We start from the raw sequence: 20571 nt of genomic DNA on the forward strand, positions 1-20571 counted from the left end.
GGTGGCGTCAGTCGAGGACCTCCACGAGGTGCTCGGTCATCCCCTTGCCGCCGTTGACGGGCGTGTTGAACAGCACCTGCCCGTCGGTCGTCGAGCCGTCGGTGCCCCAGGAGGACACCCGGTCGCTGAGCCGCAGGAACCGGCCCGAGCCGAGGTCGTAGACGTAGGTGCCGCTGGCCGAGCGGTCGTAGGAGGTCACCGCGACGAGGCCGTCGCCGTGGCGCGTGGCCAGGCGACCGTCCAGGGAGTCGCCCTGGATGGTGACGACCTGCTCGCCGTCGGTGCCGACCACCTGCACGCGGTCGTCGCGGACGTCGTCGTAGTCACCGCAGTACTGACCGAGCACGACGTGCTCGGCGGTCGCGCCGAAGGAGAGCAGGTTGCACCGCTCGCCGGAAGCCGGGTCGAAGGACCGCTCCTGCCCGCTCCCGAGGTCGCGGACGTGCACCCGTCCCGCGTCGCCGTTCGTCCGGTCGGTCCACACCAAGGTGTCCTCGGTGAAGGCGATCGAGCCGACGCTCAACTGCTCGTCGCGCACGTCGAAGGGGTTGGCCAGGGACGCCGACCACAACCGGTAGGTGTCGCCCTCGGCGTCGGAGTCGTCGGCCTCGCCGCCCTCCATCGGCCAGCCGCCCTCCGGGACCTCGCCCACCGTCGCGGGGACGGGCACGTAGAGCCGGCCGTCGGGGCCGAGGGCCGTGGCGAAGGGGCTGTTGGCAGCCGGCAGGTCGGGCCAGGAGACCGTGCTCCAATCCCGGGTCAGCCGGTCGAAGACGTGCGCCTCCAGCGTCACCTCCAGTCCGGACCCGGGGGCCGGCGCGACCAGCACCAACCGGTCCTCGCCCAGCCCGACGACGTCGGCCTGCTCGCGGAGCCCGAGGTCGGGGAGCCAGTCCTCCTCGCCGGTCGCGGGGTCGACCAGCGCGTACCGCGCCTCCGGCCGGTCGAGCCGGGGCCCGTCGCGCAGCAGGAGCAGCCCGTCGTCGGTGACGCCCTCCCAGGAGCGCCCGTTGTCGGCGTCGAGGTCGTCGTTGGTGTGCTCGGCGAGCTGCCGCACGTCGCGGCCCTCGACGGCCGCCTCGGCCGCGCCGAGCCCGAGGGTGGGTGCGTCGGGCTCGGGCACTCCGGCGGTGGCCAGGTCGGCCGGGGCCGCGTCGTCAGAGACCAGGCCGAGGGGCGCGCCGACCGAGAGCGCGACGGCTGCCGCGGTGCCCGCGGCCGCGGCGGCCAGGGCGCCCGCCCGCCGGCGACGTACCCGGCGGCGGCCGGCCGCGACCAGCGTCGCGAGGTCGAGGCTGTCGTGCGGTGGGTGGGCGGCGCGCTCGTGGAGGGCGTCGCGGAGGTCGTTCACCATGGCTGTGCTCCTTCGGGGACGAGGTCGCCGATCGGCGAGCCCTGCAGTGCGGACCGGAGCGAGGCGAGCGCGCGGGACGTCTGGCTCTTGACGGTGCCCTCGGTGCAGCCGAGGACGGCGGCGGTGTCCTCGACGCTCAGGTCCTCGACGAACCGCAGCACGACGCAGGCGCGCTGCCGCGGCGCGAGGGCCAACAGCGAGGTCATCAGCGCGTCCCGGACGACGACGCCCTCGGCGAGGTCCCCGGTCGGCCCGGTGACGGGCCGGTCGGGGTGGTGCTCGGTGGGGACCTCCCTGCTCGACCGGCGCCGCGCGTGGTCGAGCGCCGCGCTGACGACGGCGCGCCGGGCGTAGGCGTGCTCCCGGCCGGCCCGGGTCAGGCTGGGCCAGGCGACGTACACCCGGATCAGCCCCTCCTGCACGTGGTCGGACGCGAGCTCCCAGTCGCCGCAGATGAGGTACGCCGTGCGGCGCAGCCGCGCGCGTGCCCCCTCCGCGAACTCCACGAAGGACGCCTCGTCACGCATCGGTCTGGTGCTCCATGTCCTAGGAACGTGGTGGACCGCCGCCGGGGTTGCACCGGCGCCGGGATCACCTGCCGGGCGGGCCTGTCGCGAGCACGTCGAGGTCGCGCACGGCGTACCGGTGGTGCTCCCACTCCTCGTTCAGCACCACGTGCAGGCAGCGGAGCGTGGAGACCTCCGTGCCGGGACCCCACGGGTGCCGGCGGGGCACGCGCAGGTCGTCGGCGGTGACGGTCGCGAGCAGGTCGCGCACCATCGCCACCCGGCCGGCGCGCGCCTCGAGCACCTCCGCCCAGGAGGGGGTGCGGGTGGTGAAGAGGGACGTGTCGTGACCGTCGTCGGCGTACTCCGCGTTCGGCACGCCCAGCGGGTGCTGGGCCTCGGCGAACCCGAGACCCAGGATGCCGCGGCGCAGCCAGGTGTCGGTGGCCATCACCAGGTGGCGCAGCGTCTGCGCGAAGGACCACTCGCCGTCGACCGACTCCTCGACGCTGCCCGGCGGCAGCGACTCGGCCCGCGCGACCGTGCGGGCCCAGGTCTCCTCGACCGCCGCCCAGGCGGCGCGGAGCCCGTCGGGGTCGGTCGCCCGGCGCAGCGAGCGGCCGGGGAAGCGGCGGTCGAGCTCGGCCTCGACGAGTGGCGCCACGTCGACGCCGTTGACGAGCAGCGACCCGCCGTCCTCGCCGAGCCAGGGCGCGTCGACGTCGGCGCCCTGGACGTCGACCCCGCGCATCACCGCGCCCGAGAGGTCGGTGCGGACGAATCGCGCGCCCCGCAGGTCGGCGTCCACGAACGATGCGGGCGGCTGCTCCTGGCCGGTCACGGGTCGACCCTGCCACGGACTACGCTCGCGCGGTGAGCGCCACCCTCGTCGCCAAGGACCTCGCCGGCGGGCACGGCCACCGCGTGCTGTTCGAGGGGCTCGACCTCACGGTCGCCCCGGGCGACGTCGTCGGCGTCGTCGGCGCGAACGGCGCCGGCAAGTCCACGCTGCTGCGGGTGCTCGCGGGCGCCGACGCCCCGATGGGCGGGACGGTGCGCACCGCGCCCGGCGACGCGTTCGTCGGCTGGTTGCCCCAGGAGCACGAGCGGGTGCCGGGGGAGACCGTCGGGCAGTACGTCGCCCGGCGCACCGGCGCCGCCGAGGCCACCACCGCCATGGAGGAGACCGCCGCGGCGCTCGGCTCGGGGGAGCCCGGCGCCGACGACGCGTACGCCGCGGCGTTCGACCGTTGGATGGCCAGCGGCGCCGCCGACCTCGACGACCGCGTCGGCCCGGTCCTCGCCGACCTCGCGGCCGACGTCGGGGCCGACGCACTGATGACGTCGCTCTCCGGCGGCCAGGCGGCCCGGGTCGCCCTCGCGGCGCTCCTGCTCAGCCGCTTCGACGTGGTGCTGCTCGACGAGCCGACCAACGACCTCGACCTCGACGGGCTGGCCCGGCTGGAGGAGTTCGTGCAGGGCCTGCGCGCGGGGGTGGTGCTGGTCTCGCACGACCGCGAGTTCCTGGCGCGCTGCGTGACCCGGATCGTCGAGCTCGACCTCGCCCAGCACCAGGTGACGGTCTACGACGGCGGCTACGACGCCTTCCTGGAGGAGCGGGCGGTGCGCCGGCGCCACGCCCGCGAGGCCTACGAGCAGTACGCCGACACCCGAGCCGACCTCGTCGCCCGCGCCCGCACGCAGCGGGAGTGGAGCTCCCAGGGCGTCCGCAACGCCATGAAGAAGAGCCCGGACAACGACAAGATCCGGCGCCGCGCGCAGTCGGAGTCCTCGGAGAAGCAGGCCCAGAAGGTCCGGCAGATGGAGTCGCGTATCGCGCGCCTGGAGGAGGTCGAGGAGCCGCGCAAGGAGTGGGTGCTGCAGTTCGACATCGCCGCGGCGCCTCGGTCGAGCTCGGTCGTCGCCGTGCTCAACGGCGCCACCCGCCGGCTCGGCCACTTCGAGCTCGGGCCGGTCACCGTGCAGGTCGATGCCGGCGACCGGATCGGGATCACCGGGCCCAACGGCGCGGGCAAGACCACGCTGCTGCACCTGCTGCTCGGCCGCACCACCCCCGACACCGGCTCGGCGTCGCTCGGCGCGTCGGTCGCGGTCGGCACCATCGACCAGGCCCGCACCGGCCTGCCGGAGGACCTGCCGCTGGGCGACGCCTTCGAGGCGGTCGTCCCGGAGCTCAACCAGGCCGAGGTGCGCACGCTGCTGGCGAAGTTCGGCCTCAAGGCCGACCAGGTCGCCAGCCTGGTCTCGCGGCTCTCGCCGGGGGAGCGCACCCGCGCCGCGATGGCGCTCCTGCAGGCGCGCGGGGTCAACCTGCTCGTCCTCGACGAGCCGACCAACCACCTCGACCTGCCGGCGATCGAGCAGCTGGAGCAGGCGCTGGACTCCTACGACGGTGCGCTGCTGCTCGTCTCCCACGACCGCCGGCTGCTCGCCGGCGTCCGGCTCGACCAGCGCTGGCACGTCGAGGCCGGACGCGTGGAGACGACGCACGTCCCGGCCGGGGAAGGCACGCGCGGCGCGGACCGTTGAGCCAGGCATGAGGCTGTCCCTGCTCGACCGCTCGCGCACCCGCACCGGCCACGCCGAGGGCGCGGCGCTGGCGCACACCGTCGAGCGGGCGGTGCGCGCGGAGGAGCTCGGCTACGGGCGGCTCTGGGTCGCCGAGCACCACGGGGTGCCCGGCGTGGCGTCCGGCGCGCCGGCCGTGCTGCTCGCAGCGGTGGGCGCGGCCACCTCCCGGATCCGGATCGGCTCCGGCGGCGTGATGCTGCCCAACCACCAGCCGTTCGTCGTGGCCGAGCAGTTCCGGATGCTCGCCGCGCTGCACCCGGGTCGCGTCGACCTCGGCGTCGGGCGCTCCGTCGGGTTCACCGCGCCCGTGCGGCAGGCGCTGCGTCGCGGCGCCGAGGAGCCGGACACGTTCGCCGAGGACGTGGCCGAGCTGCGCGCCTACCTCGAGGGCGACGGGGCCGTCACCGCGCGGCCCGCCGGCGTCGGGCCGGTCCCGGTCTCGGTGCTCGCGACCGGCCGCGGGGTCGAGGTCGCCGCGCGGCTCGGCCTGTCCGCGGTCGTCGGCGGGCCGGTGCTCGCCGAGCCCGACGTGGGCGAGCGGCTGGCGGCGTACCACCGTGCCTTCCGCCCGCACCGCGGCAGCGAGCCGCACCTGACGGTCTCCCTCGACGTGCTCGTCGCCGACACCGACGCGGAGGCGCGCGAGCTCGCGCTGCCCGAGGTCTGGGCGATGGTCCGCTCGCGCCGCACCGGCGTCTTCGGCGCGCTCGAGCCGGTCGCCGACATCCGCGCCGGGCGCTGGGACGCCCAGGACGCCGCGCGCGTCGAGCGCGGGCTGGACGCGGTGGTCGCCGGCAGCGCGGGGACGGTACGCCGCCGGCTCGACGAGCTCCTCGAGCGCACCGGAGCCGACGAGCTGCTGGTCAGCGGCTCGACCCACGACCGCGACGCCCTCGCCGCCTCCGACGCCGAGGTGGCTGCGCTCCTGCGCTGACCTGCGCCCGCCCGGCCCGCATTTCGGCCACGGCACCGCGTCCTGGGATGATCGGCGGCTGCTGACGTCGAGGGGGATCGGATGAGCGGGATCGCGGGGGAGCTCGCGGGGGTCCGGCGCGCCTTCGCCCAGCCGACGCTCACGCTGCTGCACCAGCGGCAGGCGCCGGTCGTCATCACGATCTTCCGCGAGGCGTTCGGCCGCAACAACCTGCCGATCCCGACCGCGCGGCTGCACACCCAGGTCGAGGAGCACCTCGCCGAGGTCCGCGCGGCCGGCGAGACCGACCTGCCCACCGGCACCGGCCGGGAGATCTGCCAGCGCTGGATGCGCGGGCAGTGGCTGGTCCGCTCCCTCGACGACGGCGGCCGCGAGGTCTACACCCTCACCTCGCACGCCCAGCAGGCGCTGGAGCTGGTCAAGAACCTCGCGCGCGACCGGGCGACGCTCAGCGAGCACCGGATCGCGACGATCCTCGGGACCGTGCGGCGGTTCAACTCCGAGGCCAACCCCGACCGCTCCGCCCGCGTGGGCATCCTCAACGCCGAGATCGCCCGGCTGCAGGCCGAGCGCGACCGGCTCGTCGACGGCGGCGAGATCGAGGGCGCCACCGGCGACTACATGCTCGAGGGGTTCACCGAGCTGCTCTCGCTGGTCTCCGCGCTGCCCAGTGACTTCGCGCGGGTCGAGGAGCGCTTCGCGACCATCCGCGGCGAGATCCTCGCGGCGTTCCGCGCCGAGGACCGCCCGCCCGGCCAGGTCATCGACGACTACCTCGCGCGTGCCGATGCGCTGATGACCGCCACCCAGGAGGGCCGCGCCTTCGAGGGGGCCTTCGCGCTGCTGCGCGACGACGCGCTGGTCGGCCAGCTGCGCGAGGACCTCACGGCGCTGCTGGAGCACCCGCTCGCCGACGGGATCATCAGCGACGCCGAGCGGGCCGAGCTGCGCGGCACGGTGCGGCTGGTCCGCGACGGCCTGGACCGGGTGCTCGTGCAGCGCTCCCGGGTCACCGCGACGCTCAAGGACTACATCGTCTCCCGCGACGCGGCCCGGGACCGGGAGCTGGAGCAGACGCTGCGGCAGGTGGAGTCGGAGCTGATGACCTGGATGGCGACCACCGGACCGCGGGCGACGCACGACGTACCCCTGCTGCCCGCGCGCGCCGACGTCGGGCACCTCCGCGAGCGGTTCCACGACCCCGCCGACGACGTGCTGCCCGAGCGGATCGAGGTCGCCGACCCCGACGACGCCCCGCCGCTCTCGCTGGCCGAGCTCGTCGCCCAGGGCGGGCCGCGCCTCGCGGACCTGCGCGAGCGGCTCGAGGCGTCGCTCGCCTCGCTGCTGCCGGCCACGTCGCTCGGCGAGCTGTTCGCGGCGCTCGACCCCGCGCTGCGCCGGCCGGTCGAGCTCTTCGGGCTGCTCCACCTCGCCGCCGACCGCGGCTGGACGTCGGAGGAGGACGTCCACGAGACCCTCACCGCCGTCCGCCCCGACGGCTCCGAGCGCACCTTCGCCGTGCCGCGGACGCCGCTGCCCGACCCCGACCGTCCCCGCACCCCCGAGAGCGAGACCTCCACATGAGCACCACCGGCACCGGACCCGACCTCGACGAGGTGGTCCTCGACGCGGCGTCGGTGTCGCTGTGGGAGGGCGACGAGGGCGGCCTGGAGCAGGCGCAGCGCCAGGCCCTGGTCACCCTGCTCAAGCAGCGCTTCGTCAGTGCGCGCACCCACCCGCGGGACTGGCAGGTGCTCGTCGAGCACGAGCGGGTCCTGCGCTCGCGGCTCAACGACCTCTTCCTCGACCTCGCGCTGGACCGTGAGCGGGAGGTGGCGTGGAAGCGGCAGGCCGTCTCCGAGACCGGCGCGCGCTTCCCGACCCTGCTGTACGACGCCGCGTGGTCGCGCGAGGAGACGATCGTGCTGGTGCACCTCCGCGACCGCCTGCGCGCCGGCGCGGCCGCGGGCGACCGGCGGGTCTACGTCGACCGCGAGGACCTCCTCGAGCACGTCGCCGGCTTCCGGCCGCCGCACGCCACCGACGAGGCGGGCGACGAGAAGCGGGCGCGCAACGCGGTCGCCGGCCTGGTCAAGGCCGGCCTGCTGATCACCGGCGACCACGAGGACCGCTTCGAGATCAGCGAGGCCGTCGAGCCGCTGCTGCCGCTCGAGCTGCTCCAGGAGCTGCTCGAGGCGCTGCGGCGCGCCAACGAGGACCCGGCCCCGGTCGACGAGGACGAGGGCGACGGGCTGTTCGAGCAGGCCGGCCACGCAGGCCAGGCGGGCCCCGCAGGTCAGGGAGGGGAGTGACGGTGTCCATCGACGAGATCGAGCAGCTCGAGGACGAGCGCTCCGAGGGCCTCTTCGACCGCAAGGTCGTGGCGACGCCGTCCGACGACGGCATGCAGTGGCGCGCGGCGCTCATGCAGCTGGTCAACTGGGGCGGGTTCAGCGGCCTGACCACCATCCCGCTGCGCGGCGACGCGACGATGATCTCCGGCGCCTCGGGCGCGGGGAAGAGCACCGTCCTGGACGCCTACACCGCGCTGATGATGCCCTCGGACACCAAGTTCAACGGGGCCTCCAACGACGCGGTCGCCGGCCGGGCGCGCGGCGTCGGGCAGCGCAACCTGCTGTCGTACCTCCGCGGCGCCGTCGACGTCGTCGACGACCCCCGCACCGGCCGGCCGGTCGAGCGGCTGCTGCGCGGGCAGGGCGGCGACACCTGGGGCGCGGTGGCGATGACGTTCGTCAACGACCAGGGCGGCCGGTTCACCGTGCTGCGGACCTACTACGTCCCGCGTCGCGCCACCCGCTCCGCCGACGTGCAGATGCAGCTGGCCACCCACGACGGTGCGCTCCCGCTCGGCACGCTCGAGGTCGCCGTGGGGGAGCGGTTCCACGCCACCACCCTCAAGAAGCTCTTCCCCGGCATCCGCGTGCACCGCACGTACGCCGAGTTCGCCGCGGTCCTGCACGCGCGGCTCGGCATCGGCGCCGGCGGCGACGGGTCGAAGGCGCTGCGGCTGCTGGCCCGCATCCAGGCCGGCAACCAGGTCCGCAGCGTCGACGAGCTCTACAAGGAGATGGTGCTCGAGCGGCCCAGCACGTACGCCGCCGCCGACCGCGCCGTCGAGCACTTCGACGACCTCGAGCGGGCCTACGCCGCGATGCGCACCGAGGAGCAGAAGCTCGAGCTGCTCGAGCCGATCACCGGGCTGCACGAGCGCGGGACCGCCGCGGCCGCGCGGCTCGCCGAGCTGGACTCCTACGGCGTCACGCTGCCCGGTGACACCCCGCTGCGGCTGTGGCTGCTGCGCACCCACCTGCGGCTCATCGAGTCGGCGGTCGCGGTCAACCGCGAGGCCCGGGCGACCACGTCCGACGCGCTCGCCACCGCGCTGTCGACCGAGCAGACGCTGCTCGGCGACCTCGAGGCGGCCAAGGAGGAGCACCGGGCGGCCGGCGGCTCGACGCTCCAGTCGCTCGCGCTGGCCCTCGAGCAGGAGCGGGTCGTGCGCGACGACCGGCTCGCGCGGCGTACCGCCCTCTCCGACCGCCTCCTCCCGCTCCTCGACGTCGCCGACTCCTCCGACGACGGCACGGCGCTCGACCTCGACGGCGCGCTGATGTCGGCCGAGGCGTTCGCGGTGCTGCAGCAGCACGCACGGCAGTGGCTCGCGGGCTGCCGCTCGGCGCTGGAGACGATCAGGCGGGACCGCGACGGCACCCGCGACCGGCGCTACCCGCTGCAGCAGCGGCAGGCCGAGCTGCGGCGCGAGCGCGCCTCGCTGGAGAGCCGCGCCGGCCGCGTGCCGGCCGGCATGCACGAGATGCGGGCCGAGGTCGCGCGCGCCAGCGGGCTGTCGGTCGAGGAGCTGCCGTACGTCGCCGAGCTGGTCGACGTCGCGCCGGAGGAGTCCCGCTGGCGGACCGCGGTGGAGACCGTGCTCGGTGGCAGCGCGCGGGTGATGCTCGTGCCGCTGGACCGGCTCGAGCACTTCTCGGCCGCGATCGACGGGCTGCGCCTGCGCGGCCGGCTGACCTTCGAGGGGGTCGAGCTCGACCTGCCCGGCCCGGGGCCGGCCGACGCCGACCGCGTCGCCGGCAAGCTGGTCCACCAGGACTCGCCGTTCTCCGGCTGGGTCCGCGCCCACGTGGCGCACCCGTCGCGCAACGCGCTGTGCGTCGAGGACGCCTCGGGGCTCGCCGGCGACGGGCTGCGGGTCACCGCGACCGGCCAGACCCGCAGCGGACGCCGCGGCACCCACGGCCGCTCCGACGTCCGCAGCATCATCGGCTTCTCCAACGCCGACGCGATCGCCGAGCTCGACGCCGAGCTGGGCACGCTCGAGGAGCAGCTGCGCGAGCTCGATGCCGAGGTCGCCGCGCTCGACCACCGCGCGGCCGTCCTCGAGCAGCGCCGCACCGCGTACGACGCCGTCGCGACCGCGCGCTTCGACGACCTCGACGTCTCCGCGAGCGAGCGGCGCACCGCCGAGCTCGAGCGCCGGCGCGAGGACATCCTCGGCTCCGACGACAAGCTCCAGGTGCTCCAGTCGCACGTCGAGGAGCTGTCGGTCCGGCTGGAGGAGACCCGGCGCGAGCGGTTCGCGCTCGAGCAGCGGGCGCGGTCGCTGACCGAGGCGCACGGCGTGCTCGTCGACGACGAGGACGCGGTCAAGGACCGGCTCGAGGCGGTCGAGCGGGCCGACGAGGTGACGCTGACCGAGGAGCAGGACGCCGCGCTGGCCGCGGAGTTCGCCTCCGCCGCGGAGCCGGCCGACCCCGACGACCTCGACCGGTTCCACGAGACCTCGCACCGGCTCGCCGAGGGGCTGCGCGCCGCCGTCGCCGACGCCGAGGCCGAGACCCGGCGGGTGGCCGAGGAGCTGGCCGGCATCTTCCGGCTCTACAAGGCGCGCTGGGACTCCCCGAACCTCGGCTCGACCGCCGAGTCGTACGCCGACTACGCCCGGATCCTCGAGGAGGTCCGCGGCACCGGGCTCGCCGAGCGGCGTTCGGAGTGGCGGCGCCGGCTCACCGAGTGGAGCGGCCAGGACCTGGTGCCGCTCGTCGGGGCGATGGCCGCCTCGATCGAGGACATCGAGGACCGGCTCGAGCCGATCAACGGGATCCTGCGGCGCCTGGAGTTCGGCGCGACCCGCGACCGGCTGCGGATCCGGCTGCGCCGGCTCAGCCCCGCCCACGTCACGGTCTTCCTGCGCGACCTGCGTGCACTCTCGTCCGGCTCGACCGGCGAGCTGGACGAGGCCGCGCTCGAGGAGCGGTTCCTCCAGCTGAGCCGGTTCATGCAGCAGCTGCGGCCGGCGGCTGGTGGTGTGGGTGGTGATGTCGAGGGTGGCCCCGCGGTCACCTCCGACCGCGACCGGCTGCTCGACGTGCGCCGCCACGTGGAGGTCAGCGCCGAGCGGTACGACCCGCTCACCGGCGAGCTCAAGGCGACGTACCGCACGCTGGGGGAGAAGAGCGGCGGCGAGACCCAGGAGCTGGTGGCCTTCATCGTCGGCTCCGCGCTGCGCTTCCGCCTCGGCGACGAGCTGCGCTCGCGGCCGCGCTTCGCGCCGGTCTTCCTCGACGAGGGCTTCGTCAAGGCCGACGCCGAGTTCGCCGGTCGCGCCGTGCAGGCCTGGAAGGGGCTCGGCTTCCAGCTGGTCGTCGGCGTGCCGCTCGACAAGGTGACCGGCCTCGAGCCGCACATGGACGAGCTGCTCGCCATCACCAAGAACAGCGCCACCCACCAGTCCTGGATCACGCCGATCCGGGACGCCTCCGCGGTGGGGTCCGCCGGGTAGGGCCGATCGAGATCGGCCGGCCGGTCCGTGAGCTTCGTGGGACCCTGCTGAAGCTGACGGTCCCCCCGCGACGGTTCATCCGGGAGCCGCAAGGTTCATCGGCCGGCCGCTGAAACTCACGGTTGGCCGATGAAACTTCAGCGTCCCACCGACAGTTTCATCGGCCGGCCGATGATTCTTCCGGCCAGCGCGAGGACCCAGCGCGACGACGCCAGCTCAGGCCGAGAACCGCGCGGTGACCGAGCCGAGCCCGGAGATCTCGGCGACGACGGTGGCGCCGGGGTGGACGTTGCGCATCGGGCCGAGCGCGCCGGAGAGGACGACCTGGCCGGCGCGGAGCGGTTCGCCGTACGCCCGGGCGGCGCGGGCCAGCCACGACAGCGCGGTGAGCGGGTCGCCGAGGCAGGCGGCGCCGTTGCCGGTGGAGACCTCCTCGCCGTCGATGGTCATCCGCATCCTCACGTCGACCGGCTCGACCTCGTCGAGGGTGCGGCGCTCGGTGCCGAGCACGTAGAGCCCGCTGGAGGCGTTGTCCGCGACGGTGTCGCCGAAGGAGATGTCCCAGCCGGCGATCCGGCTGTCGACGATCTCGAGGGCGGCGACGGCGACGTCGACCGCGCCGCGCACCTGCGCCTCGTCGAGCGGGCCCTCCGCGAGGTCGGCGCCGAGCACGAACGCCACCTCCGCCTCGGCCTTGGGCTGCAGCAGCCGTGCCATCGGCACCTCGTCGGCGCCGGAGAGGTCCATGTCGTCGAAGAGCCAGCCGAAGTCGGGCTGGTCCACGCCGAGCTGCTGCTGGACGGCCACCGAGGTCGCGCCGATCTTGCGCCCGACGACGACGGCCCCGTCGGCGCGGCGGGCGTCGATGAGCCGCGACTGCACGGCGTACGCCGCAGCGAGGTCCTCGGCGCCGATGAGGTCGCGGACGGGGGCGCAGGGGGAGACCGTGCGGGCGGCGTGGATCAGCCGGTCGGCCGCCTCGCGGATCGACGCCTCGGGGACGTCGGTGCTGCCGGCCGTGGTCAGGGAGTAGGGATCGCTCACGTGGGACAGCGTGGCCGTCGTCACGCACCGGCGGCCAGGGGGTCTCGCTGATCGGTACGCCGCCGGCTACCCGTCCACCGGCCCGCCCGGTCGCCCGGCCCTCGCGAGCCGGCGACCGACCCGGCCCAGCGCGTCACGGAGCTCGGCCGGCCCGACGACCTCCAGGTCGGCGTCGAACCGGGCCAGGAGCGCGACCAGCCCGGCCCAGGACCACGAGCCGACGACCAGCCGGGTGCGGTCGGGGCCGAGCTCCTCGACCACGCCGTCCAGCGCGTACGGCGCCACGTCGGCCACCGGCAGGTGCAGCACCACCTCGCCGCGGCACGGCCAGTCCGACCCGGCCACGGCGCCGCGGAAGCGTCCGGTGAGCAGCGTCTCGACCCGGCCGTCGCCCGGCAGCGGCCGTGGGACGAACCGCGGCCCGTGCGGCACGCGGGGGCGGACTCGGTCGATGCGGAAGACCCGCCAGTCGTCGCGGTCGAGGTCCCAGCCGACGAGGTACCACCGACCCGACCGGGTCACCACGTGGTGCGGCTCGACCCGCCGCAGGGCGTCGCGGTGGTCGAACCGCACGACCTCCCGCGCCCGGACCGCGCCGGCGAGGGTGGCGAGCACCTCGGGATCGGCGGCCGACCCGCCCGGGACGGAGCCCGCCGCGGACAGCTCGACCGCGTCGACCCGGTGGCGCAGCCGCGAGGGCATCACTTGTCGCAGGGTGGCCAGGGCGCGGCCGGCGGCCTCGCCGACGTCGGCGCCCGACGCGGTCGCGCTCCGCAGCGAGACCGCCAGCGCGACGGCCTGCTCGTCGTCGAGGAGCAGCGGCGGCAGGTCCGCCCCGGCGCCGAGCCGGTAGCCGCCGTCGGGTCCCTTGGTCGCGCGGATCGGGTAGCCGAGGTCCCGCAGCCGCTCCACGTCGCGCCGGACCGTGCGCTCGCTGACCTCCAGCCGCGCGGCCAGGGCCGCCCCCGGCCAGTCGCGGCGCGCCTGGAGCAGCGAGAGCAGGGCGAGGAGTCGTCCCGACGTACCGGCCATGGATCCCAGACTGCCAGGAGAAGAGGACAGATCCTGACCGCATCGCCCGGCAGCCTCGTCCTCGTCGGCCGACCGGTCGACCCGTCCTCACCCATCAGGAGACACCCATGACGATCGACGTCACCCCCCACCTCAACTTCCGGGGCACGGCCCGCGCCGCGCTGGAGCACTACCGCTCGGTCTTCGGCGGCGAGCTGACCGTCGCGACGTACGGCGACCTCGGCAGCCAGGACCCCGCCGAGGCCGACCAGGTCGTCTTCGGCCAGGTCGTCGGTCCCGACGGCTTCCGGGTCATGGCGTACGACGTGCCGGCCGCGCGACCGTGGAGCGCCGGGGAGGACCCGTTCTTCGTCTCCGTGCGCGGCGCGGACCCGGCCGAGGTCACGCGGTACTGGGAGCGGCTCGCCGACGGCGCGACCGTCCTCCAGCCGCTCGGCCCGTCCGCCTGGGCGCCGCTCTACGGCATGCTCACCGACCCGTTCGGGGTGACCTGGGTGCTCGACGTCGCGCCGGGCGCCTGACAACCTCGTCGGCCCCGCGCGCGTCGAAGGGGTGTGGCCGTCGCCCGGCGGCCGCACCCCCGCACCCACCCGCGCACCGCAGGAGCCGTCCGTGTCCCCCCTCCGCACCCCCCGCCGGTCGGCGGTGCTCGCCACCACCGCCGCCACCGCCGCCACCGCGCTGACCGCGCTCGCCGCCCTTGCCGCACTGCTCGTGCCGGCATCAGCGACCCCCGCGTCATCGAGCGCGCCGGCACCCGCGCCGGTCCAGATCCGTCCGGCCGCGCTCGACCGGGGCGCCGACCCGGCCTTCCCGGTCCTGGTCGGCAGGACGATCGTCGACGGCGAGCGGAAGCTCCGCGTCGACCTGCCCGGCGTGTGGCTGCTCGGCCGCTCCGGTGGCGCGTACGTCGTCGGATTCACCTCCGGCGGCCCGCAGCAGCAGCGGATCGCGCGCCTGCGGCCGGACGGGTCGCGGCGCACGCTCGTGGGCGACCTCGGCTGGGACGAGGCGCGGCTGTCCGTGGACGGCGACCACGTCGTGCTCGAGCGGGTCACGGTGAGCGCCGACCGGCGGCGCACCACCCTCCGGGTCGTGGACGCGCGCTCCGGCGAGCTGCTGGCGCAGCGGATCCTCCCCGGCGTCCGGGACGTGCTCACCGCCGACGGTGGCGTCGCCGTGGTCGCCGGCGACGGCCCGCGCCCGACGGTCCGGTGGGACTTCACCGCGGGCTCGGCGTCCAGCGACGTCACCGCCGGCAGCGTGCGCACCGTGACCGCGCGCGACGCCTACGTCGCCGACCTCGCCGCGGACCGGATGGCGGTGTTCACCCGCGACCCCTACGAGGGCGGCTGCAGCGTGGTCACCTCGATCTCCGAGCCCGGGCGCACGCTGTGGCGCTCGTGCGACTGGCGGGTCGAGGCGGTCGCCCCGGGCGGCGGCCGCGTGGCCGTCGTGCCCCTGCTGAGCGACGGCCTGGGCGCCAGCGCCGTGCAGGTCCGCGCCGTGCGGGGGCGGTTGCTGGCGGCGTACGACGTCAGCGGCTGGTTCGGGCCGAGCCGGTTCGAGTCGGCGACCTCGGTGGTGCTCGACGCCCACGGCACGAGGCGCTCGGCGCTGGTGCGCTGCGGGGGGACCGACGGCACCGACTGCGAGCGCGCGAGCCGGACGACGCGGACCCGCCACCACTGACCGACCCACGCCGGCGCCCGACTAGGGTGCCGGCGTGGGTGGCGTCTTCGCGGGGTACGCCACGATCGCCGCCCTCATCGCCCTCGGCGTCCTGCTCGCGCACCTGCGGGTGATCGACGCCGCGGGCCAGCGGACGCTCTCGACGCTCGCGTTCTACGTCGCCAGCCCCGCGCTGCTCCTCACCGTGCTGCAGGACAGCGACCTCGGCGCGGTCTTCTCCGGCGCGCTGCTCGCCACCACGGCGGCGGTGCTCCTCACCGGTGCGGTGTACGTCGTCGTGGCGGTGCTGCGCCGCCAGCGGCTCGGCGACGCGGTCATCGGCGCGCTGTGCTCGGCGTACGTCAACGCCGGCAACCTGGGCCTCCCGATCGCCGCCTACGTCCTGGGCGACCCGGCGCTCGTCGCTCCCACCCTCCTGCTGCAGCTGCTCGTCCTGCAGCCGCTGGCGCTGACCCTGCTCGACGTCGACGGCACCGCCACCTTGTCGGTACGTCGCGTGCTGTCCCGGCCCGCGAGGAACCCCATCACCGTCGCCTCCGCGCTCGGGCTGGGGTTCGCGCTGACGGGGCTGGAGCTGCCGGCAGCCGTGGCGGACCCGCTGACCCTCGTGGGCGGGATGGCGGTGCCCTCGATGCTCCTCGCCTACGGCGTCAGCCTGCGGCTCGGCCCGCTGCCGGGCCGCGGCGTGCCGCCGCGGGAGCTGGCCGGCGTGGTGGGCCTGAAGCTGGTGGTCCAGCCGCTGCTGGCCTACGCGGTGGGCCGCTTCGCGCTCGACCTGGGGACGGCCGAGCTGCTCGCGGTGACGGTGCTGGCGGCCCTGCCCACGGCGCAGAACGTCTTCGTCATCGCCTCGCGCTACGAGCGCCGGGCGGTCCTGGCGCGCGACGCGATCTTCGTCAGCACGGTGCTGAGCGTGCCGGCCGTCGTGGTCGTCACCGCCCTCGTCGTCTGAGATCAGCGGAGCAGCGAGGGCCGAAGAGGGCCGGGAGGGACGGTCCGTCAGGCGGCACGGGACAGGCGAGCCGGACGCCCTCACCGGGGTTTGATCGCGGGACACCCCGCACGTCACACCCCGAGCAGGAGGCACCACTGATGAGCGTCGAGCTGACCGAAGAGGGCACGAGCCGCTTCGTCCAGACGAAGTCCTGGAAGCTGCACCACAACGAGGCCGGCGAGGGCCACCCGGTGATCCTGCTGCACGGCAGCGGCGCGGGCGCGACGGGCTGGAGCAACTTCCGCCCGAACATCGGTCCGCTGTCGGAGAAGTTCCGCGCGATCGCCTGGGACGCGCCGGGCTGGGGCAAGTCCGACTCGGCCCCGAGCGACCAGTACGACCACCCGGCGGCCGTGATCGAGCTGATGGACGAGCTCGGCATCGAGAAGGCCGCGCTCGTCGGCAACTCCATGGGCGGGATGATCGCGCTCGCCGTCGCGGCGCGCTGGCCCGACCGGGTCTCCCACCTGATCACCATGGGTCCGGGCAGCTTCCTGGAGCTGCCGACCCTCTTCGGCGCCGGGGACGGCCCCTCCGAGGGCCTGAAGATCCTCTTCGAGGGCTACCGGAACCCCACGCCCGAGGTGATGAAGAAGCTCGTCGACATCATGGCGTTCTCCCCGGAGTTCGCCACCGACGAGCTCGCCAAGCTCCGCTCGGACTCCGCGCTCTCGCGCCCCGACCACCTGGAGAACTTCCTCCAGGGCATGGCCGCCGGCCGCGGCCCGGTCTCGAAGCCGGCCACGCCCGCCGAGGTCCGCTCGATCAAGGCCCCCGCGCTGCTCATCCACGGCCGTGACGACCGCGTCGTCCACTTCGAGCACTCCCTGCGCCTGGTCTCGATGATCGACGACTCCCGCCTGGTCCTGCTCAACCGCTGCGGCCACTGGGCCCAGATCGAGCACGCCGACGAGTTCAACCGGCTCGTCGCGGACTTCGTCGAGAACAACTGAGGGGGAGCGCGACGATGCACGAGGTGCTGAGCCGGGTCGAGGAGGCCGCCGAGGTCTTCCGCGCCACGGCCGCCGAGAGCGAGGAGCTGGGCCGGCTGAGCGACGTCTCCGCCAAGCAGCTGCGCGACGCCGGCGTCATCCGGATGCTCCAGCCGAAGGAGTACGGCGGCTACGAGGCGCACCCGGTCGACTTCTTCGAGACGGTGCTCGCCGTCGGGTCGCGGTGCGGCTCGGCGGGGTGGGTCGCCGGCGTCGTCGGCGTGCACCCCTGGCAGCTCGGCCAGTGGGACAAGCGGCTCCAGGAGGAGCTGTGGGGCGAGGACCCCGACACGTGGATCGCCTCGCCGTACGCCCCGATCGGTCGCGCCCGCAAGGTCGAGGGCGGCTACCGGTTCAGCGGCCGCTGGCCCTTCTCCTCGGGCACCGACCACTGCGACTGGATCATCCTCGGCGGCCTGGTGGTCGACGACGAGGGCACGGTCCTCGACCCGACCCCGTGGAACTTCGTGCTCCCGCGGGCGGACTACGAGATCCACCACGACTCGTGGGACGTCATGGGCCTGCGCGGCTCCGGCAGCAAGGACGTGTCGGTCCGCGACGCGTTCGTCCCCGACCACCGCGTCAACAAGCCGAGCAACTTCGAGGACGGCTACCAGGCCGGGCTCGTCGGCCGCGACGCCGTGACCTACCAGGTCCCCTTCGGCACGATCTTCCCCTCGGCCATCAACTGCTCGACCCTCGCGATGGCCGAGGGCGCCCTGGCGGCGTTCGTCGCCCACACCCGCGGACGGGTGACCGGGCGCGGACCGGCGGCCGTCTCCGACCCGGTGCAGCTCGTCGCGCTGGGGGAGGCCGCGGCCGACGTCCAGGCGAGCCGGGTGCAGTTCCTCGACGATTGGAAGCGGCTGGTCGACGTGGTCGAGGCCGGCGACCGGATCACGCGCGAGCAGCGCATCGCCGTGCGCCGCAACGGCGTGCGCGCCGTGCGCCGCTCGGTCGACGCCGTCGACCGGCTGTTCATGAACGCCGGCGGCGGGGCGCTGCAGCACAGCCATCCGCTCCAGCGGTTCTGGCGCGACCTGCACGCCGGCATGAACCACATGTGCAACGTCGCGCACCCGCTCTACCAGGCCTACGGCCACGACCTCTTCGGTCTCGAGGTCGAACCGTTCGGCTGGTGAGGACACCCGCGGGCACGTCGTCCGCGGCCGGGCGTCAGACTGCCCCCGTGCCGGAGGAGGACGTGCCCGCGGGGGCCTACCAGGTCCTCGCGGTCGTCTTCCTCGCGACCGTCGTCATCTCGTTGAGCTCCACCATGCTCACCATCGCGCTGCCGAGCATCGCCGCCGACCTCGACGCCACCGCGTCGGGCACCGGTTGGGCGCTCACGGCGTACCTGTTGACCAACACCGCCTCGACGATGTTGATGGGCCAGGTCGCCGACAGCGTGGACCGGCGGCGGATGTTCCTCGCCGGCCTCGCCGTCTTCACCGTCACCAGCGCCGCCCTCGCGCTCGCCGACAGCGTCGCCGTGCTCGTGGCCCTGCGCGCCGTCCAGGGCGTGGGCGCCGCGATGCTGCTGTGCAACGCCGTCGCCGTCCTCGTGGTGGTCTTCCCCGGGCGCCTGCTCGGGCGGGCGATGGGGGTCTACCTCGCCGGCTTCTCCATCGCCCAGGTCGCCGGTCCCGCCGCCGGCGGCCTCGTCACCGCGACCGTCGGCTGGCGCTACCTGTTCCTGTGCAGCGTGCCGGTCTGCGTGCTGGCGCTGGTGTGGGCGCACCGCGCGCTGCGCCGGCTGCCGGAGGTGCCGCTGGGGCGGCTGCGGGTCGACGTGCCGGGCAACGTGACCGCGGCCGCGCTGCTGGTCCTCCTGCTCGGCGCGGTCACCGTCGCGCCGGACCGCGGCTGGTCCGACCCGTGGGTGCTCGGCTCGCTGGCGCTCGGCGTCGCGCTGCTGCCGGTGCTCGCCGCGCTGCAGATGCGGGCGGCGTACCCCGTGCTCGACCCGACCCTCTTCCGCGACCCCGTCTTCGCCCGCGGCATGCTCGCCGGCTTCCTCGTCTCCTCGCCGCGACTGGGCATCGTGGTCGCCGCCGGCCTGTGGTTCCAGGGCCTGCGCGGCGCGTCGGCCATCGAGGCGGCGGGGCACGTCACGGTCGCCGCCGGCGGCCTCACCGTGGGCGCGCTGGTCGCCGACGTGCTCGCCCGGTGGTACGGCGAGCGCCGGGTGTCCGTCGCGTCGGCGGGCGTCTCCGTGGTCGGCCTGGTGGTGCTCGTGTGGGCGGTGGCGGCCGGCGCGGACGGCTCGCGCGACCTCGCCTTCACCGGCGGGCTGCTCCTCGTCGGGCTCGGCACCGGCGTCTTCCACCCGATCAACGTCAGCACCCTGATGCGCGGCGTCCCGGCGGACCGGGCGGGGTCGGTCAACGCGGTGCGGGTGACCCTCCAGAGCACCAGCCTGGCGCTGGCGTCGGCGGCGGCGCTCGCCTCGGCGGTGGCCTTCGTGGGGCCGGCCGCGGCGGAGGCGTTCGTCTCCGGTGACCCGGGCGGGCTCTCCCCGTCGGACGTCGACGGCATCGTGCTGGGCCACCAGGTCCTCTTCGCGACCTTCGCCGTACTCGTGGTGGCCGGCGCCGCGGTGACCGTCTCCGGGCGGCGCCCGGCGGCCACGCGGGCCGCCCTCGGGCCTCAGCCCCGGTAGTCGCGCCCGATCGCCTCGGCCGCGCGGCGGACCTCGGCCACCACGGTGCCGGGGTTGAACCGGGTCGCGGGGCCCGAGGCGGACACGGCGGCCACGGCGCGCCCGTCCGCGTCGAGCACGGGGACGGCCGCGCACACCAGCCCGAGCTGGATCTCCTCGCGGTCGTAGGCCACGCCCTCGGTGCGCACGCGGGACAGCTCCTGCAGGAAGCGCGCGGGGTCGGCGACCGAGTAGCGGGTGCGTCGCACCAGGCCGCCCTCGAGCACGGCGCGGATCGCGTCGCGGCCGCTGAACGCCAGCATCGCCTTGCCCAGCGCCGAGCAGCTCGCGGGCATCCGCCCGCCGACCGTGCTCGCGACCTGGATCGGGTCCTGGCCGTGGATCTTCTCCAGGTACACCACCTCGGTCCCCTCCAGGACCGCGAGGTTGACCAGGCGCTGGGTGCGCACGAGCAGCTGGCCCAGGTGCGGGGCGGCGACGTCGCGCAGGCCGCTCGGGCGGCAGATCGGCACGCTGTTGCCGAGCTCGAAGAGGTGGCGGCCCAGGCAGTAGTCGCGGCCGATCCGCTCGACGTACCCGCCCTGCTCGAGGTGGGTGAGCAGGCGGAAGGCGGTCGACTTGGGCACGCCGGCCCGACGGGCGATCTCGCTGACGCCCAGGATCCCGCCGCCCACGCCGCCGAAGGCGTCGAGCAGGTGGAGCGCCTTCATCACCGAGGGCGTGGCGGCCTGCTGGTCGCCGGTGTCCGCCTCGGGAGCGAGCGTGGTGGTCATGGGCCCTCCTGCCTCGCGGTCGTGACCGCGATCACCGTGTGGTTGCGATCACTGTAGTGATCACTACGGAGATCGTCCAGCGTTTCGCTCGGGTTGGGTGGCGTCGCTCCAACGGCGGTCTCCGAGTGCGTAGTGATCACTCCACGACGGTGGTCCTTCTGGCGTCCGGCCTGCCGAC

17 protein-coding genes are annotated in these 20571 nt (G+C 75.1%); 11 read left to right on the top strand and 6 right to left on the bottom strand.

Annotated features, from left to right (window positions below):
• Positions 1-7: 7 nt before the first annotated feature.
• The 3 genes from QWY28_RS13860 to QWY28_RS13870 all read right to left on the bottom strand — a co-directional run bounded on the left by QWY28_RS13860 (position 8) and on the right by QWY28_RS13870 (position 2701).
• A complete protein-coding gene (locus QWY28_RS13860) occupies positions 8-1354 on the bottom strand; it encodes a hypothetical protein (protein ID WP_300953143.1) in 1347 nt (448 codons plus the stop codon).
• Positions 1348-1881 carry a SigE family RNA polymerase sigma factor gene (locus tag QWY28_RS13865; RefSeq protein ID WP_300953144.1) on the bottom strand — a complete coding sequence of 178 codons (534 nt, stop codon included), beginning with the start codon at positions 1879-1881 and terminating at the stop codon, positions 1348-1350. The genes QWY28_RS13860 and QWY28_RS13865 overlap by 7 nt, the downstream gene beginning before the upstream one ends.
• A gap of 64 nt (positions 1882-1945) precedes the next feature.
• Positions 1946-2701, bottom strand: coding sequence for a DinB family protein (locus tag QWY28_RS13870; RefSeq protein ID WP_300953145.1), 756 nt, complete (start codon positions 2699-2701; stop codon positions 1946-1948).
• Between the two features lie 32 nt (positions 2702-2733).
• On the opposite strand from QWY28_RS13870, the gene QWY28_RS13875 reads away from it, so the two are divergent.
• The 5 genes from QWY28_RS13875 (at position 2734) to QWY28_RS13895 (ending at position 11204) form a co-directional block, all read left to right on the top strand.
• Positions 2734-4410, top strand: a complete 1677-nt coding sequence (locus tag QWY28_RS13875) for an ABC-F family ATP-binding cassette domain-containing protein (protein ID WP_300953146.1) — start codon at positions 2734-2736, stop codon at positions 4408-4410.
• A 7-nt stretch (positions 4411-4417) separates the two neighbouring features.
• A complete protein-coding gene (locus QWY28_RS13880) occupies positions 4418-5386 on the top strand; it encodes an MsnO8 family LLM class oxidoreductase (protein ID WP_300953147.1) in 969 nt (322 codons plus the stop codon).
• Between the two features lie 81 nt (positions 5387-5467).
• Positions 5468-6970, top strand: coding sequence for a DUF3375 domain-containing protein (locus QWY28_RS13885; protein ID WP_300953149.1), 1503 nt, complete (start codon positions 5468-5470; stop codon positions 6968-6970).
• On the top strand, positions 6967-7698 hold the full coding sequence (locus tag QWY28_RS13890) for a DUF4194 domain-containing protein (protein WP_300953150.1): 732 nt from the start codon (positions 6967-6969) through the stop codon (positions 7696-7698). The genes QWY28_RS13885 and QWY28_RS13890 overlap by 4 nt, the downstream gene beginning before the upstream one ends.
• A gap of 2 nt (positions 7699-7700) precedes the next feature.
• Positions 7701-11204, top strand: coding sequence for an ATP-binding protein (locus QWY28_RS13895; protein ID WP_300953151.1), 3504 nt, complete (start codon positions 7701-7703; stop codon positions 11202-11204).
• A gap of 216 nt (positions 11205-11420) precedes the next feature.
• On the opposite strand, the gene QWY28_RS13900 is transcribed toward QWY28_RS13895, so the two are convergent.
• Both QWY28_RS13900 and QWY28_RS13905 read right to left on the bottom strand, forming a co-directional pair.
• Positions 11421-12248: a 2-keto-4-pentenoate hydratase gene (locus QWY28_RS13900; protein WP_300953152.1), complete on the bottom strand. Its 828-nt coding sequence runs from the start codon at positions 12246-12248 to the stop codon at positions 11421-11423.
• Between the two features lie 66 nt (positions 12249-12314).
• Entirely contained in the window at positions 12315-13280 is a 966-nt protein-coding gene (locus QWY28_RS13905) for a helix-turn-helix transcriptional regulator (RefSeq protein ID WP_300953153.1), read from the bottom strand.
• A gap of 107 nt (positions 13281-13387) precedes the next feature.
• On the opposite strand from QWY28_RS13905, the gene QWY28_RS13910 reads away from it, so the two are divergent.
• From QWY28_RS13910 to QWY28_RS13935, 6 genes are all read left to right on the top strand, one after another.
• On the top strand, positions 13388-13801 hold the full coding sequence (locus QWY28_RS13910; RefSeq protein ID WP_300953154.1) for a VOC family protein: 414 nt from the start codon (positions 13388-13390) through the stop codon (positions 13799-13801).
• Between the two features lie 91 nt (positions 13802-13892).
• Entirely contained in the window at positions 13893-14972 is a 1080-nt protein-coding gene (locus QWY28_RS13915; protein WP_300953155.1) for a hypothetical protein, read from the top strand.
• 34 nt (positions 14973-15006) lie between these two features.
• Entirely contained in the window at positions 15007-15924 is a 918-nt protein-coding gene (locus tag QWY28_RS13920; protein ID WP_300953156.1) for an AEC family transporter, read from the top strand.
• 140 nt (positions 15925-16064) lie between these two features.
• A complete protein-coding gene (locus tag QWY28_RS13925) occupies positions 16065-16919 on the top strand; it encodes an alpha/beta fold hydrolase (RefSeq protein WP_300953157.1) in 855 nt (284 codons plus the stop codon).
• A 14-nt stretch (positions 16920-16933) separates the two neighbouring features.
• Complete coding sequence (locus QWY28_RS13930) at positions 16934-18100, top strand: acyl-CoA dehydrogenase family protein (RefSeq protein WP_300953158.1); 1167 nt, start codon at positions 16934-16936, stop codon at positions 18098-18100.
• A gap of 47 nt (positions 18101-18147) precedes the next feature.
• Complete coding sequence (locus tag QWY28_RS13935) at positions 18148-19620, top strand: MFS transporter (RefSeq protein ID WP_300953159.1); 1473 nt, start codon at positions 18148-18150, stop codon at positions 19618-19620.
• Here the strand turns inward: QWY28_RS13935 and QWY28_RS13940 are convergent.
• Positions 19608-20393 (bottom strand): IclR family transcriptional regulator, encoded by a 786-nt coding sequence (locus QWY28_RS13940; RefSeq protein WP_300953160.1) that lies wholly within the window; start codon positions 20391-20393, stop codon positions 19608-19610. The two genes, QWY28_RS13935 and QWY28_RS13940, sit on opposite strands and share 13 nt — an antisense overlap.
• Positions 20394-20571: the final 178 nt, after the last annotated feature.

This window comes from Nocardioides oceani (assembly GCF_030412965.1).
Taxonomy (GTDB): Bacteria; Actinomycetota; Actinomycetes; order Propionibacteriales; family Nocardioidaceae; genus Nocardioides; species Nocardioides oceani.